Annotated in this window: 13 protein-coding genes and 1 other RNA gene; 6 read left to right on the top strand and 8 right to left on the bottom strand. The window is 65.3% G+C overall.

Features of this window, described 5'->3' with window-relative positions:
- The 5 genes from VNQ78_RS19345 to VNQ78_RS19325 form a co-directional block, all read right to left on the bottom strand.
- Positions 1-1,300: ABC transporter ATP-binding protein (locus VNQ78_RS19345; protein WP_325692919.1), on the bottom strand; the 1,300-nt coding region annotated here is incomplete at its 3' end.
- Positions 1,297-2,403 (bottom strand): ABC transporter permease, encoded by a 1,107-nt coding sequence (locus VNQ78_RS19340; protein WP_325692917.1) that lies wholly within the window; start codon positions 2,401-2,403, stop codon positions 1,297-1,299. The genes VNQ78_RS19345 and VNQ78_RS19340, both read right to left, overlap by 4 nt.
- Complete coding sequence (locus tag VNQ78_RS19335; RefSeq protein ID WP_325692914.1) at positions 2,403-3,548, bottom strand: microcin C ABC transporter permease YejB; 1,146 nt, start codon at positions 3,546-3,548, stop codon at positions 2,403-2,405. Before VNQ78_RS19335 ends, VNQ78_RS19340 begins: the two co-directional genes overlap by 1 nt.
- Before the next feature lie 27 nt (positions 3,549-3,575).
- On the bottom strand, positions 3,576-5,471 hold the full coding sequence (locus tag VNQ78_RS19330) for an extracellular solute-binding protein (RefSeq protein WP_325692912.1): 1,896 nt from the start codon (positions 5,469-5,471) through the stop codon (positions 3,576-3,578).
- A gap of 190 nt (positions 5,472-5,661) precedes the next feature.
- Positions 5,662-6,192: a cytochrome c family protein gene (locus tag VNQ78_RS19325; protein ID WP_325692909.1), complete on the bottom strand. Its 531-nt coding sequence runs from the start codon at positions 6,190-6,192 to the stop codon at positions 5,662-5,664.
- A 146-nt stretch (positions 6,193-6,338) separates the two neighbouring features.
- Here VNQ78_RS19325 and VNQ78_RS19320 point away from each other — a divergent pair, with 146 nt between their 5' ends.
- Positions 6,339-7,211: a prephenate dehydratase gene (locus tag VNQ78_RS19320; RefSeq protein WP_325692907.1), complete on the top strand. Its 873-nt coding sequence runs from the start codon at positions 6,339-6,341 to the stop codon at positions 7,209-7,211.
- 25 nt (positions 7,212-7,236) lie between these two features.
- On the opposite strand, the gene VNQ78_RS19315 is transcribed toward VNQ78_RS19320, so the two are convergent.
- On the bottom strand, positions 7,237-7,692 hold the full coding sequence (locus VNQ78_RS19315) for a hypothetical protein (RefSeq protein WP_325692904.1): 456 nt from the start codon (positions 7,690-7,692) through the stop codon (positions 7,237-7,239).
- Between the two features lie 143 nt (positions 7,693-7,835).
- Between VNQ78_RS19315 and VNQ78_RS19310 the strand changes: the two genes are divergently transcribed.
- From VNQ78_RS19310 to VNQ78_RS19295, 4 genes are all read left to right on the top strand, one after another.
- On the top strand, positions 7,836-9,692 hold the full coding sequence (locus VNQ78_RS19310; protein ID WP_325692902.1) for a bifunctional 2',3'-cyclic-nucleotide 2'-phosphodiesterase/3'-nucleotidase: 1,857 nt from the start codon (positions 7,836-7,838) through the stop codon (positions 9,690-9,692).
- Between the two features lie 49 nt (positions 9,693-9,741).
- Positions 9,742-9,838: signal recognition particle sRNA small type (gene ffs, locus VNQ78_RS19305), an RNA gene on the top strand.
- A 58-nt stretch (positions 9,839-9,896) separates the two neighbouring features.
- Positions 9,897-10,808, top strand: coding sequence for a PfkB family carbohydrate kinase (locus VNQ78_RS19300; RefSeq protein WP_325692899.1), 912 nt, complete (start codon positions 9,897-9,899; stop codon positions 10,806-10,808).
- Positions 10,805-11,716, top strand: a complete 912-nt coding sequence (locus VNQ78_RS19295; RefSeq protein WP_325692897.1) for a pseudouridine-5'-phosphate glycosidase — start codon at positions 10,805-10,807, stop codon at positions 11,714-11,716. The genes VNQ78_RS19300 and VNQ78_RS19295 overlap by 4 nt, the downstream gene beginning before the upstream one ends.
- On the opposite strand, the gene VNQ78_RS19290 is transcribed toward VNQ78_RS19295, so the two are convergent.
- Complete coding sequence (locus VNQ78_RS19290; RefSeq protein ID WP_325692894.1) at positions 11,713-12,762, bottom strand: patatin-like phospholipase family protein; 1,050 nt, start codon at positions 12,760-12,762, stop codon at positions 11,713-11,715. The two genes, VNQ78_RS19295 and VNQ78_RS19290, sit on opposite strands and share 4 nt — an antisense overlap.
- Before the next feature lie 115 nt (positions 12,763-12,877).
- Here VNQ78_RS19290 and VNQ78_RS19285 point away from each other — a divergent pair, with 115 nt between their 5' ends.
- Positions 12,878-13,510: a LysE family translocator gene (locus VNQ78_RS19285; RefSeq protein WP_325692892.1), complete on the top strand. Its 633-nt coding sequence runs from the start codon at positions 12,878-12,880 to the stop codon at positions 13,508-13,510.
- Positions 13,511-13,579: 69 nt separating this feature from the next.
- On the opposite strand, the gene prfB is transcribed toward VNQ78_RS19285, so the two are convergent.
- Positions 13,580-14,707 (bottom strand): peptide chain release factor 2, encoded by a 1,128-nt coding sequence (gene prfB / locus VNQ78_RS19280; protein WP_325692890.1) that lies wholly within the window; start codon positions 14,705-14,707, stop codon positions 13,580-13,582.
- Positions 14,708-14,772 lie beyond the last annotated feature (65 nt).

Genomic DNA, 14,772 nt, shown 5'->3' with positions numbered 1-14,772 from the left:
GGGCAATGGCGATGCGCTGGCGCTGACCGCCCGAGAACTCATGCGGATAGCGATGCATCGTTGCGGGGTCGAGGCCGACCTCACGCATGATCTCATCCACCATCTCGCGCCGGTTGCGGCCCGGCTCGACCCCGTGGACGCCAAGCCCCTCGGAGATGATCTGCTCGACCGTCATCCGGGGCGAGAGGCTGCCGAACGGATCCTGAAAGACGATCTGCATGTCGCGCCGCAGCGCCCGCAACCCCCGCCCCGAAAGCTGCGAGATGTCGCGGCCCATATAGACGATCGGCCCCTCACTCTCGATCAGGCGCATGATGGCCAGCGCGAGCGTCGTCTTGCCCGAACCGGATTCGCCCACCACGCCCAGTGTCTCGCCCACCCGGACCGAGATGCTGGCGGCGTTCACCGCCTTCACATGACCGACAGTGCGGCGCAGGAAGCCGCGCTTGATCGGGAACCAGATCCGCAGATTTTTCGTCGCGACGATCTCTGGCGCGTCCCGCGGGATGGGATCCGCACGACCGGTCGGTTCTGCGGCCAACAGCATGCGTGTATATTCGTGCTGCGGATCGGCAAAGATCCGTTCCACCGGCCCCTGCTCGACTATCTCGCCGCCCTTCATCACGCAGACCCGGTCGGCGATGCGCCGCACGAGGCCAAGATCGTGGCTGATGAACAGCATCGAGAGGTTCTCGGCCGATTTCAGCTCGGCCAGAAGCTCCATGATCTGGGCCTGAATGGTGACGTCGAGCGCCGTCGTCGGCTCGTCCGCGATCAGGAGTTCCGGGCGGTTCGCCAGCGCCATCGCGATCATCACCCGCTGCCGCTGTCCGCCGGACAGCTGGTGCGGATAATCGGCCAGCCGCGTCTCGGGGTCGCGGATGCCAACGCGGGTCAAAAGCTCGACGATCCGCGCCCGCGCCGCATCGCCATGCAGGCTTTGATGCAGGGCAAGGCTTTCGGCAAGCTGCTGCTCCAGCGTGTGAAGCGGGTTCAGCGAGGTCATCGGCTCCTGAAAGATGAAGCTGATGTCATTGCCGCGCACCCGGCGCAGATCAGCCTCGGACGCGCCGACAAGCTCGCGCCCCTCATAGCGGACCGAGCCGGAAAGCTGCGCGGATTCGCCCAGAAGCCCGACCGTGGAGAGCGCCGTCACCGACTTGCCCGAACCCGATTCCCCCACCAGCGCCACGGTTTCGCCCTTGCCCACCGTAAAGCTGACGCCCTTGACCGCCGGCACGGCCTGTCCGTCCTGCCGGAACGCGATCCGCAGGTTTTCGACTTCCAGAACCGGCGTCATCGAAAGGTCTTTCTTGGGTCGAATGCGTCGCGGATGCCCTCGAAGATGAAGACCAGCAGCGAGAGCATGATGGCAAAGCTGAAAAAGGCCGTGAAGCCAAGCCAGGGCGCCTGCAGGTTCTGCTTGGCCTGCAAGGCCAATTCACCCAGCGAGGGCGCGGAACTGGGCAGGCCATAGCCCAGATAGTCGAGCGCGGCGAGGGACGAGATCGTGCCCGTCACCACGAAAGGCAGCATGGTCAGCGTCGCGACCATGGCATTGGGCAGGATGTGGCGGAACATGATCTTGGGGTCGCTGACGCCCAATGCCCGCGCCGCCCGCACATATTCAAAGTTCCGCGCCCGCAGGAACTCGGCCCGGACCACGCCGACCAGCGCCGGCCAACCGAACAGGATCGAGACCAGAACCAGCAGCCAGAAGCTGCGTCCCAGGATCGCGAACAAAATGATAATGACGTAAAGTGAAGGAGTTGACCCCCATATCTCAAGTAATCTCTGAAATACGAGGTCGGTGCGGCCGCCGAAATAACCCTGCACCGCCCCTGCCGAGATCCCGATGAGCGAACTGACGACCGTGACGATCAGGGTGAACATGATCGACAGGCGGAAGCCATAGATCACCCGCGCCAGCACATCGCGCGAGGTGTCGTCAGTCCCCAGCAGATGCTGACGGTCCGGGGCACTTGGCGCGGTGCCGACATTGTTGATGGTGCGGTAGTGATAGGGGATCGGCGGCCAGATCATCCAGCCCTTCTGGATCTCCTGCCCGGCGACCATGCCGGTCTCACGGGCTTCCTTCTCGACCCCCTCGGGATCGTCCCAGCATTCCTGCCGCCCGCCGGTGCGGATCAGGCATTGGACGCCGGGATCGGTATAGATCGCCTCGGTCCCGAAATCGCCGCCAAAGGTCGTCTCGGGATAGAAGCGATAGACCGGGAAATAGAAGTTGCCCTGATAGTTGACGACGATCGGCCGGTCGTTCGCGATCAGCTCTGCAAAAAGCGAGGCGACGAAGATCACGCTGAAGACGATCAACGACCAGAAGGCGCGCTTGTTGCGGCGGAAATTGCGCAGCCGGCGGCGGTTCAGTTCGGTCATCGCCATCAGCCGGCCCTCCGCTCGAAATCAATGCGCGGGTCGACAAGGACATACATCAGGTCCGAGAGGATCCCGACCAGAAGCCCCAGCAGGCCAAAGACGTAAAGCGTGCCAAAGATCACCGGATAGTCGCGCTGGACCGCGGCCTCGAACCCGAGCCGTCCCAGCCCGTCGAGCGAGAAGATCGTCTCGATCAGGATGGACGAGCCGAAGAATACGCCAAGAAACATCGCCGGAAAGCCCGCGATCACGATCAGCATGGCATTGCGGAAAACATGGCCGTATAGCACCCGATGCTCGGTCAGGCCCTTGGCGCGGGCGGTCATCACATATTGCTTGTTGATCTCGTCAAGGAAGCTGTTCTTGGTCAGCAACGTCAGCGTGGCGAAGCTTGCAATCGTGGTCGCGATCACCGGCAGGGTGATGTGCCAGAGATAGTCCTTGATCTTGCCGAAAAAGCTGAGCTGGTGGAAATTGTCCGAGGTCAGGCCGCGCAGCGGAAAGATCTGCCAATAGCTGCCGCCGGCAAAGACCACCATCAGCAGCACCGCGAACAGGAAGGCCGGGATTGCATAGCCGATGATGATCGCGCCCGAGGTCCAGGTGTCGAAGGGGGTGCCGTTCCTGACCGCCTTGCGGATGCCCAGCGGGATCGAGATGAGATAGGCGATCAGCGTCGACCAGAGGCCCAGCGTGATCGAGACCGGCATCTTCTCGATCACCAGATCGACGACCGAGATCGAGCGGAAGAAGCTGACCCCGAAATCGAAGCGCAGGTAATTGCCCAGCATGATGCCGAAACGCTCGACCGCGCCGATCTTTTCCTTGCGGCAATCGGGGGATTTCAGGTCCGGCTCGCCCTCGTGTCCCGGCGCGCAGACGATCTTGGCGAAGCCCATCTGCACTTCCAGCTGGTCGAGCAGCTCGGGCGGGATGCCGCGCGCGCCGGCATATTCGCTGATCTGGGCCTGCTGCGCATCGCCGCCGCCACCCGCGATATTGCGGAAGGCGTCCCCCTCGCCCTGAACGCGGGCGATGACCTGCTCGATGGGGCCGCCGGGGACGAATTGCGTCAGCGTGAAATTGACCAGCATGATGCCGATCAGCGTAGGTATGATCAGCAGCAAGCGCCGCAGAATATAGGCTGCCATCCCCGTCCCGTCTTATCTCCGCCGCATTTAGCGCAGCGCGCCGGATTGTTTCAGCTTTTCCGCCTTATCCGCGTCATACCACCAGAAATCAAGCTCGCCCAAGGCATAGGCGGGCATCTGCTCGGGGTGGCCGAAGATGTCGAAATAGGCCAGCGTGTAGTCCGCCTTGTACCATTGCGGCACCCAGAAGCGCAGCGCGCGCAGGCTGCGGTCCAGCGCCTTGATGGTGGTGTCCATTTCTTCCTGCGTGGTGGCCTCGATGCCCTTCTTGATCAGTGCGTCGATGGCCGGGTTGGCAAGGCCCATCGGGTTGAACACATCGGCCGTGTTCTCGGAGCCGAAGACCTGCTCGGTGCCGCCGCCGATATAGAAGCTTTGCCCGAGGCTGTCGGTGACCATGTCGAAATCATGGCCGCGGGTGCGGTTCGTCATCTCGGCATCATCGACACGCGCATTCACCGCGTCGATGCCAAGCGCGCGCAGGTTCTGGACATAGGGGTTGATGATGCGGTCGAAGCTCTGGTTGTCGTTCAGGATCTCAAGCTTCAGGATCTCGCCCCTGGAATTGCGGCGCAGCCCGTCCGGGCCAACCTTCCAGCCCGCCTCGTCGAGAAGCGCCGAGGCCTGACGCAGGTTCTTGCGGTCAAGCTGAGTCTTGCCCGAGACCGGCTGCACCACCGCATCATCGGTCAGGACGGTGGGCGGCAGATCCTTGGCAATCGGCTTCAGCAGCTCAAGCTCCGCCTCGGAGGGCTTGCCGGTCGCGGCGAGGTCGCTGTTGTCCCAGAACGAGTTCACGCGGGTATTCAGCCCGTAGAACAGCGTCTCGTTCGACCATTCGAAGTTGAAGACCAGCCCGATCGCCTGACGCACGCGCAGATCCTGAAACTTCTCACGCCGCAGGTTGAAGACCCAGGCCTGACCGGTCGCGATATCGCCGCGCGGCAGCGTTTCCTGCCGGACAGCGCCGCTTTTCAGCGCCGGGAAATCATAGCGCGTCGCCCAGTGGATCGAGGAGGTCTCGTTCCTGAAGGTATAGACGCCGGCCTTGAACGCCTCGAAGGCGCTGTCGTAATCGCCGAAATATTCCAGCCGGATGCGGTCGAAATTGTGCCGCCCGACATTGATGGGCAGATCCTTGCCCCAGTAATCCGGGTTGCGCTTTACCGTCATCGAACGGCCCATCTCGGCCGAATCGAACATATAGGGGCCGGAACCGACAAAGGGCTTGTCCGACGACTGCTCGATATCGCGCTTGTTCTTGCGGAAATCCTCACGCGAGAAGACGATCTGGCTGCCGACCTGCTGGATCACGTCGCGGCGCGGGTAACCGGGCTGGAACATGAACTTGATGGTATTGTCGTCGATGACCTCGGCCTTGGCGACCATCTTGGCGATGCCGGTCCGATACGAGGACAGGCCCTTGTCGCGCAGCAATTCGAACGAGAACAGCACGTCATGCGCGGTCAGGGGCGTCCCGTCCGAAAACTTCGCCTCGGGGCGCAGGTGGAAGATCACCCAATCCCGGCTTTCGGGATATTCTATCGTGTCGCAGACAAGGCAATAGGAGGAGCCGCGCTCATCCGCCGCGTCCTCCATCAGGCGCTCCAGCATGATGACCGACAGAGGCCCGGCCCGGCCGCGATGGGTGAAGGGGTTGTAGCTGTCAAAGCCGCCAAGCGCCCATTCCGAGATTTCGCCGCCCTTCGGCGCCTCGGGATTGACATAGGGCAGGTGCTTGTAATCGGCGGGCAGCGCCGGCTGGCCGAAGGTCGCGATTCCGTGCGAGATGATCGTCTTGCCCGCCTCCGCGGTTGCCGGGGTCGATGCCGCCGCGGGTTCCGCCGCCGGCTGGGACGTCTGCGCGATGCCGGAAACGGGCAGCAGAGCCAGCAATCCAAGAAGCGGGGCGTGTCGCAGCATGTGCATCGTCATCGGGTCTTGGTGATCCTCTTGCTCGTTTCTGTGCGGCTGGCCGCCCGCCCGACAGGCTATCAGCCAGACCGTCCGGTTCAACAAGCAAATGCGTGATCCCTCCGCGGGCCGGGCGTGAGGCCCGGCAAATGACAAAGGGCGCCCCGAGGGACGCCCTGCAATCGCGGATGATGGCGCGTTACTGCTGCTGTTGCAGATAGGAGATCAGATTCGCGCGATCCTCGACCTTGGGGAGGCCCGCAAAGGTCATCTTGGTGCCCTTCACCACGGATTTCGGGCTGGTCAGGAATTCCTGCAGCGCCTCGGGCGTCCAGTCGCCGCCATGCGCCTTCATCCCGTCGGAATAGCTGAAGCCGCCGACGCTGGCCACCGCGCGGCCGACGACACCGTTCAGGTGCGGGCCGGTGCTGTCGCCGCCGTCAAGCTTGTGGCAGGCCTTGCATTTGCCAAAGACCTTTTCGCCCGCGGCAGGATCGGCCGAGGCAAGGACGGTGGCGAAATCGGGGCCTTCATCCTTGGCCTCGCCGCCGGCTGCGGCGGTTTCCTCGACCGGGATGGTATAGGCCTGCGCATGTTCCTCGCCCTCGGCACCATGGCCTGCGGGACCGACATGGTAGATGCCCGACGCGGCCCATTTCGCCAGAAGCAGGAAAAGGAGCGCGCCAATAATGGCCCCCGCTGCCTTGGTGACGGTCATCGTATCGAACATGTCTGCGGCTCCCCCCTGCGGCTGTCCGTGGATCAGGCGTATCTAGGCGCTTTTGTTCTGCTGGATCAAGGTATAGTTGTGCCTTCGCATGGAACAAGGCCAAGGCAGTGTTGACTGCCTGCCACGGCCGGATTTGAGGCTTCGACATGACCAAGAACGTGATCTCATTCCAGGGTGAACCGGGCGCCTACAGCCATCAGGCCTGCCGGTTTTACCGTCCGCAAATGGAAGCCCTGCCCTGCCGCACGTTCGAGGACACGATTGAAGCTGTCCGTCAGGGCCGCGCCGAACTCGCCATGCTGCCGGTCGAGAATTCGACCTATGGCCGGGTCGCCGACATCCATCACCTGTTGCCCGAAAGCGGCCTCCATATCATCGACGAGGGATTCGTCCGCGTGCGCATCGCGCTTCTCGGCGTGCCGGGGACGCGAATCGAAGACGTGACCGATGCCATGAGCCATCCGGTCCTGCTGGGGCAATGCCGTAACTTCATGCGCGAACATGGCATCAAGGGAATCGTCGGCGCCGATACGGCTGGCTCGGCCCTCGAAGTGGCGGGACGGGGCGAGAAATCCCTTGCCGCGCTTGCCGCGCCCCTCGCCGGAGAGATCTATGGCCTCGACGTCCTCGCCTCGGGAATCGAGGACCGGCAGAACAACACCACCCGCTTCCTGATCATGGCGCGCGAGCCCGATTTCCGCCGCCGCGCGAATGCGCAGGGCGGCGAGACGATGATGACCAGCTTTGTCTTCCGCGTGCGCAACATCCCCGCCGCGCTCTACAAGGCGCTTGGCGGATTCGCGACGAACAGCGTCAACATGACCAAGCTGGAAAGCTACATGGTGGACGGCATCTTCACCGCGACGCAGTTCTATGCCGATATCGAGGGCCATCCCGAGGATCCGGCCGTCAAGCGCGCGCTGGAGGAGCTGGGCTATTTCACCGAGAGCCTGTCGCTGCTGGGCGTCTATCCCGCCGACCCGCTGCGCGCCGAGCAGCGGGAAGCCCTCTCGGCCTGAGCGTCGCCGGGGAACGCGGTCTGCCCTATTGGCTGACCGCGATCCTGCCGACGAAATCCTCGACCCGCTGGGCGAATTTGCGATCGAGCTGCGATTTCGCGAGCTTTGCCGTCTGCAACAGCAACCGCGCCTTCATTCCACGCGGCTGCATGTCGATCTCGGTGATCAGGCGCGATTTCGTGCGGGTCAGCGCGACGACGGTGATCTCGATCCCGACATTGAACTGGGGCGATTGCCCCGCAAAGATCAGATGCTCGGGCGGCTGATAGCCGGTCAGCTTCAGCGCAAGGTCGCGCGGGCGGCCACGCCAGTCGAAAAAGATCTGCCAGGCGCTGCCGATCCCGACCGGACCGCCACGATCCTCACGCCGGACCTCGGCACCGCGACGCAGCAAGATTCGCTCCAGCTTGTCAAAATCGCTGACCGCCTTGAACAGCGCCTCGGCGGGAACATCGGTATCCTGGCGCGTCGAAAACTTCATCATTCACCGAACAAATAAAACGGGATGGCCCTGTTAAACGGGATCGACCCGGCCATTGCAAGGCCGCCACGCGAGGACAGGAAATAATTCGCGCATACAATCTTGGGTTGCATAAAATTGCCTTGGAAAGCATTCATTCGCCCATGTCTGCATCATCACACCAACCCTTGCCGCGGCGCAGCGTAGCATTGGATCTTAAGATCCTCGCGACAACCGACCTGCATATGCACATCATGGGGCATGATTATTTCGCGAACCGCCCTACCGAGCGGTTCGGCCTGTCGCGCACCGCGACCCGGATCGGGGTCGAGCGCGCGGAGGCGGAAAACTGCCTGCTTTTCGACAATGGCGACAGTCTTCAGGGGGGGCCGATGGGCGACTTTCTGGCCGATGCGGGCTGGAAGGGCGCATCCTTGCACCCGGCCATCGCCGCGATGAACGCGCTCGGCTATGACGCGGCCACGATCGGCAATCACGATTTCAGCTTTGGCCTGCGCTTCCTGCGCCGGGCGTTGGCGGGGGCCGAGTTTCCGGTGGTCTCCTCGAACCTGCTGGCGCGGCGTGATCTTCCTGTGACAGGAAGGCTGGTCCTCGCGCGCGAGATGCGGGACCGGGACGGCAGATCCTGGCCCATGCGGATCGGCATTCTGGGCTTCCTGCCCCCTCCGACCATCGACTGGGAGCCGGAATTGCGCGGCGCCGTGGAAATCGGCGACATCATTGCCGAGGCGCGCATCGGGATTGCCGCGCTGCGGGCCGAGGGCGTCGACCTGATCGTCGCCCTGGCCCATAGCGGGATCGGCGCGCTGGACCCCATCCCGATGATGGAGAACGCGGCCACCGCCCTCGCCGCCCTTCCCGGCCTCGACGTGGTAATCGCCGGGCATACGCATCGCGTCTTTCCCTCGCCCGACCACCCTTCCGGGCCCGGGATCGACCGACTGCGCGGCGCGCTTTCGGGAAAACCCTGCGTGATGCCTGGCTTCTGGGGCTCGCATCTGGGCGTGATCGACCTCAAGTTGCAAAAGGCCGAGGGGGAGCCATGGAGCGTGGCGGATTTTCGCTGCCGCGCGGACCCTGTCGGCACCCTGCCCGCGGATCGGGAGGTGACGCGCCGCGCCCTCCCCGCGCATCGCGCGACCCTGCGCCATTACCGACGCAGGATCGGCCGCAGCGATCGACCGCTGACCAGCTTCTTCACCCTGCTTGGCGACGATCCGGGGCTGCGCCTCGTTTCGATGGCGCAGCGCTGGTATATGCGCGGGCAGCTCGCCGGCAGCCGGTGGGAGGGTCTGCCGATTCTTTCGGCTGCCGCGCCCTTCCGTGCCGGCGGTCGCGGCGGGGCCGAGCATTATACCGATGTGCCTGCCGGCCGCCTGACGCTGCGCAGCCTCGCCGACCTCTATCTTTTCCCGAACCGGATCTGCGCCCTCCTCGTGACCGGAGCCGATCTTTCCGAATGGCTGGAGCGGTCGAGCAGCATTTTCCGCCAGATCGTGCCGCAGGGGCAGGACCAGCCGCTGATCGACCCGGATTTTCCCGGCTATAATTTCGACCTGATCGACGGGCTGAACTGGCGGATCGACCTCTCGGCCCCGCCGCGCCATGCGCCGGACGGGCGGCTTCTGGAACCGGACCGGCGCCGGGTGCTGAACCTTGCCCATCGCGGAAAGCCCGTGACCGAGGAGATGCGTTTCGTGCTGGTCACCAACAGCTACCGGCTGTCCGAAAGCGGCGTCTTCGCCGGGATCGCGGCGCATCGCCCGGTGTTGCTGGAGGGCGGAGCCCGCACCCGCGACGTGCTGCGCCGCTATGTCTCGGCCCGGCGGGTCGTCGCGCCTCCGGGCGATCTTGGCTGGGCCTTCTGCCCGATGCCCGGAACCACGGTGCGCTTCGCCACCGGCCCCGGCGCCGCGCCGCATCTGGCCCGCCTTGGCGGCAGGATCGAGGATCTCGGCCTCGACCGGCAGGGCTTCCTCGACCTGCGCCTGCATCTTTGATGCATCGGAACGGCTTGCATCCCCGGCGCGCTCCGCCTATCTAGGCGATGAGAGGTTGGCGCGGGTAAGCGCCTCGCCAACCCGGTCAGGTCCGGAAGGAAGCAGCCGTAACGAGACCCGCTTGGGTCGCTGTCCAGCCTCTCACCCGCAGATGCCCCACGGGCGCTGCGCACGGAATGATCGCCCCTCACGACGAGTCCGTCCATGAACCAGACGCCCCGGATCATCTGCCTCGGCGCGATGCTTTGGGATGTCATCGGCCATAGTCCCGTCACCTTGCGGATCGGCGACGATGTCGCGGGCCGCATCCACCAGCGGCCGGGCGGCGTGGCGCTGAACGTCGCCGTCGCACTCGCCCGCCACGGCCTGACCCCCGCCATCCTCTCAGCCGTCGGCCGCGACGCCCCCGGCGAGGCGCTGATCGCCGAGACACGGGCACTTGGCGTCGAGACCGGCTGGCTCTGGCGCGACGGCCCCCTTCCCACCGACCTCTACATGGCGATCGAGGCGCCCGGCGGCCTCGTCGCCGCCATCGCCGACGCCCACGGGCTCGAGGCGGCGGGGCCCGCCATCCTCGGCCCGCTGCAGGACGGGACGCTGGGCGATGCCGCCGCCCCGTGGCAGGGCACCCTCGTCATCGACGGGAACCTGACGCTTGAGACGCTGGCGCTGATCGCGGGCGATCCCTGCCTTGCGCAGGCCTCGCTGCGGATCGTCCCGGCAAGCCCGGACAAGGCCAGACGCCTTGCCCCGCTTCTGGGCCATCCGCAGGCGATCTTCCACATCAACCGGGCCGAGGCTGAGGCGCTTGCCGGCCGCCCCCTCGGTGACGCGCCCCTCGCGGCCGAGGCGATCTGCGGCATGGGCGCCGCCCGCGTCATCGTGACCGACGGACCCCGCGCCGCAGCCGAAGCCGCGCGCGACCTGCCCACCATCACCCAGACCCCGCCTCCGGTCACGGCGCGCCATGTGACCGGCGCCGGGGACAGTTTCCTCGCCGCCCATCTCGCGGCAGAGCTTGCGGGCGCCTCACGGATCGAGGCGCTCGATCGGGCCATCCGCGCCGCCGCCAGCCATATCTCGGCCGGCCATATTGCAGAAAAGGACAGCGCATGAACAACCTGCTGGTATTTGCCCCCGAGGTCGAAAAGGCGCTTGCCGCGCGCCAACCGGTCGTCGCGCTGGAATCGACCATCATCACGCATGGCATGCCCTATCCCCAGAACCTCGAGGTCGCCCGCCAGGTCGAGGCGACGGTGCGCGAGGCCGGCGCGGTCCCGGCAACCATCGCGGTGATGGGCGGTCGGATCCATATCGGCCTCGATGACGCGCGGCTCGAGGCGCTGGCCTCCACCCCCGGCAGCGAGGTCATGAAGCTTTCGCGCGCCGATCTCGCGGTCTGCCTCGCCCTCGGCCGGACCGGCGCAACCACCGTCGCGGCGACGATGATCTGCGCCCATCTGGCCGGCATCCATGTCTTTGCGACCGGCGGGATCGGCGGCGCGCATCGCGGCGCCGAGACCAGCTTCGACATCTCGGCCGACCTGCAGGAACTGGCCCGCACCCCGGTCACGGTGGTCGCCGCCGGAGCCAAGGCGATCCTCGATCTGCCGAAGACGCTCGAAGTGCTCGAGACGCTGGGCGTGCCGGTGATCGCAGTCGGGCAAGATCAGCTTCCGGCCTTCTGGTCACGCGATTCGGGTCTGGCCGCGCCCTTGCGCATGGACGACCCCGCCCAGATCGCCGCGGCGGCGCGGATGCGCGCCGAACTCGGCCTCATCGGCGGTCAGCTTGTGGTGAACCCGATCCCCGAGACCGCCGAGATCCCGCGCAAGGTCATGATCCCCGTGGTCGAGCAGGCGCTGGCCGAGGCCGCAGAGCAGGGCATCGCGGCGAAATCGGTGACGCCCTTCCTGCTGCAACGGATCTTCGAGCTGACCGATGGCCGCTCGCTCGACGCGAATATCGCGCTGGTGCTGAACAATGCCCGTCTCGCGGCGCGCATCGCCGCCGCCATGGCCTAGGCGATCAGCCCGGCCAGATCCACCGAATCGCGGCGACCCAGATTGTCGCCATCCTCGCGCATGAACCGGTCGGCCGCCCTGTGGCCGGCCTCGCGCAGCACGTCGACCAATCCGGGCTCGGGGACGATCTTGGTCGCGGCACTCAACGAGGTCATGGTGAAGTCGTCCATGATCATGTGGACCAGCACGTTCTTCATCGGCCGCCCGGTCAGGCGGTTCTCCTCATGCAGCTTCTTGACGAAGTTGATCGCGCGCAACTCCCGCAATAGCGAGGCGTTGAAGCTGATCTCGTTCACCCGGTCCTGAATCTCGCCCGGCGTTCGCGGCACCATGTCGCGAAGCATCGGGTTGATGTTGACGATGACCACATCGCGCGGCAGGTCCGGGGAAAACAACGGAAACAGCGCCGGATTGCCGGAATAGCCGCCGTCCCAATAGGCCTCGCGCCGTCCGGTCGCCGGGTCGTCGATCTCGACCGCGCGGAACAGCGCCGGCAGGCAGGCCGAGGCCATGACCGCATCCGCCGTCACCTCAGCCCCGCCAAACACCCGGATGCGCCCGGTCCGCACATTGGTGGCCGAGACGAAAAAGCGCGGCCCACGCTCTGGCCTCAGCTGCGGATGCGGCATGTCGCGCAGCACCGCGGCCAGCGGATTGGTATAGAACGGCCCGCAATCATAGGGGCTGAAAACCCGCGTCAGCCCCTCCATCCACGCGAAGGGCGAGAACAGCTCCGTGAGGCGCTGCATCGCGCGCGGCACCGGAAAAAGCGAATGCATCCAACGCACGATCCGATTGTCGCTGACCTGGCTGATCTGGGACCAGACATGATCGAGATTTTCCCGCGCCGCGTCCTTGCCGCGCCGCCCGGCACCGACGGCCAAACCCGCCGCCAGCGCTGCCCCGTTCAGCGCGCCCGCGGAGGTGCCGCTGATCCCGGCGATCTCGACCTGATCGTCCTCGAGCAGCCGTTCGATCGCGCCCCAGGCGAAAGCCCCATGGGCACCGCCTCCCTGAAGCGCCAGATTGATGCGTTTCACCGCCATGCGCACCTCGCTCTTGCAATCGCAGCATTCATTGCTGCAACGCAGCATAAGCGGATTGCGTTCCGGCCGCGACTTGCGAATAGATATGTCCCGGATCACATCCCGAGGAGCAGCCATGCCATCCGCCGCCATCCTGCTGGGCTTCGCCGCCCTTTCCCTCGGAATGGTGCTGACCCCGGGGCCGAACATGATCTACCTCGTCTCGCGATCGATCTGTCAGGGCAGCCGGGCCGGACTCATCTCGCTCGGCGGGGTTGCGCTCGGCTTCATCTTCTACATGCTTTGCGCCGCATTCGGGATCACGGCTCTGGTGATCGCGGTTCCCTATGCCTATGACGCGCTGCGCATCGCGGGCGCGCTCTATCTCGGCTGGCTTGCCTGGCAGGCTCTGCGTCCGGGGGGCGCATCGCCCTTCCAGATCCGCAACCTGCCGCCCGACGGGCCGGGAAAGCTCTTCATGATGGGGCTGATGACGAACCTGCTGAACCCGAAGGCCGCGGTGCTCTACCTCTCGCTGCTGCCGCAATTCATCGACCCCGCGCGCGGCTCGGTCCTCCTGCAATCGCTGACGCTCGGCGGCCTGCAGATCGCGATCAGCGTCACGGTCAATGCCATGATCGCGCTCGCCGCGGGGCGGATCGCACTTCTCCTCGCTCGCCACCCCGGCTGGGCGCGCGCGCAACGCTGGCTGATGGGGACCGTCCTTGCCGCACTCGCGGTGAACATGGCGCGCGAGATCCGCAGATAGACCCCGCCCGGGTTTTCACCGTTTCCCAAATACCCCCGGCAACCGCGCAACGACCGCCAAGGGCCGGGATCAGTCCTCGGCCTGCGCCTCGGCCCGCGACTTGCCGGCAACGTCGAGCGCCAGCGTCGCCGCCATGAACGCGTCCAGATCGCCGTCCAGCACGCCCTGCGTGTCCGAAGTCTCGTGCGAGGTCCGCAGATCCTTCACCATCTGGTAGGGATGCAGGACATAGGAGCGGATCTGGTTGCCCCAGCCCGCGTCGCCCTTGGCCTCGTGCTGAGCGTTGATCGCGGCGTTGCGCTTGTCCAGCTCCAGTTGATAAAGCCGCGCCTTCAGCGCCGCCATGGCGTTCGCCCGGTTCTGGTGCTGCGACTTCTCGGAGGAGGTCACGACGATATTCGTCGGAATGTGGGTGATCCTGACCGCCGAGTCGGTGGTGTTGACGTGCTGCCCACCCGCGCCCGAGGAACGGTAGGTGTCGATGCGGATGTCCTTGTCCGGGATGTCGATCTCGATATTGTCGTCGACCACCGGATAGACCCAGACCGAGCTGAACGAGGTATGCCGCCGCGCCGCCGAATCATAGGGCGAGATGCGGACAAGGCGATGCACGCCCGATTCCGATTTCAGCCAGCCATAAGCATTCGGACCCGAGATCTTGTAGGCGGCGGAACGGATCCCCGCCTCCTCGCCCGGCGTCTCGGACAGAAGCTCGACATTGTAGCCCTTCTTCTCGGCCCAGCGGACATACATCCGCGCCAGCATGCTGGCCCAGTCGGCGCTTTCGGTGCCCCCGGCGCCGGCATTGATCTCGAGGAAGGTGTCATTGCCATCGGCCTCGCCGTTCAGCAGCGCCTCCAGCTCTTTCTGGGCGGCCATCTCGGCCAGTGCCTTCAGCGATCCCTCGGCATCGGCTACGATTTCCGTATCGCCCTCGGCCTCGCCCAGTTCGATCAGCTCGGCATTGTCGGAAAGCTCGGTCTCGATCCGGCGATAGGTCTCGACCGCGTCGCTCAGCATTTGCCGGTCGCGCATCAGTTTCTGGGCGCGGGCGGGATCGGACCAGATGTCACCGGCCTCGATCATCGCGTTCAGCTCCTCCAGCCGGTGCGGCGCGGTTTCCCAGTCCATGCGCTGGCCGAGCAGCTTCAGCGACTTGCGGATCGCATCAATGGTGGCTTGGGTCTCGGCGCGCATGGGGCAAACTCTCTCGGGCAGCGAAGGACGGATCAGGGGCAGACAGATAGCGCGCGGGCGGCTCT

The sequence above is a fragment of the Paracoccus sp. (in: a-proteobacteria) genome (assembly GCF_035556475.1).
Classification (GTDB): Bacteria; Pseudomonadota; Alphaproteobacteria; order Rhodobacterales; family Rhodobacteraceae; genus Paracoccus.
This window is presented reverse-complemented; position numbering and strand designations above follow the sequence as displayed.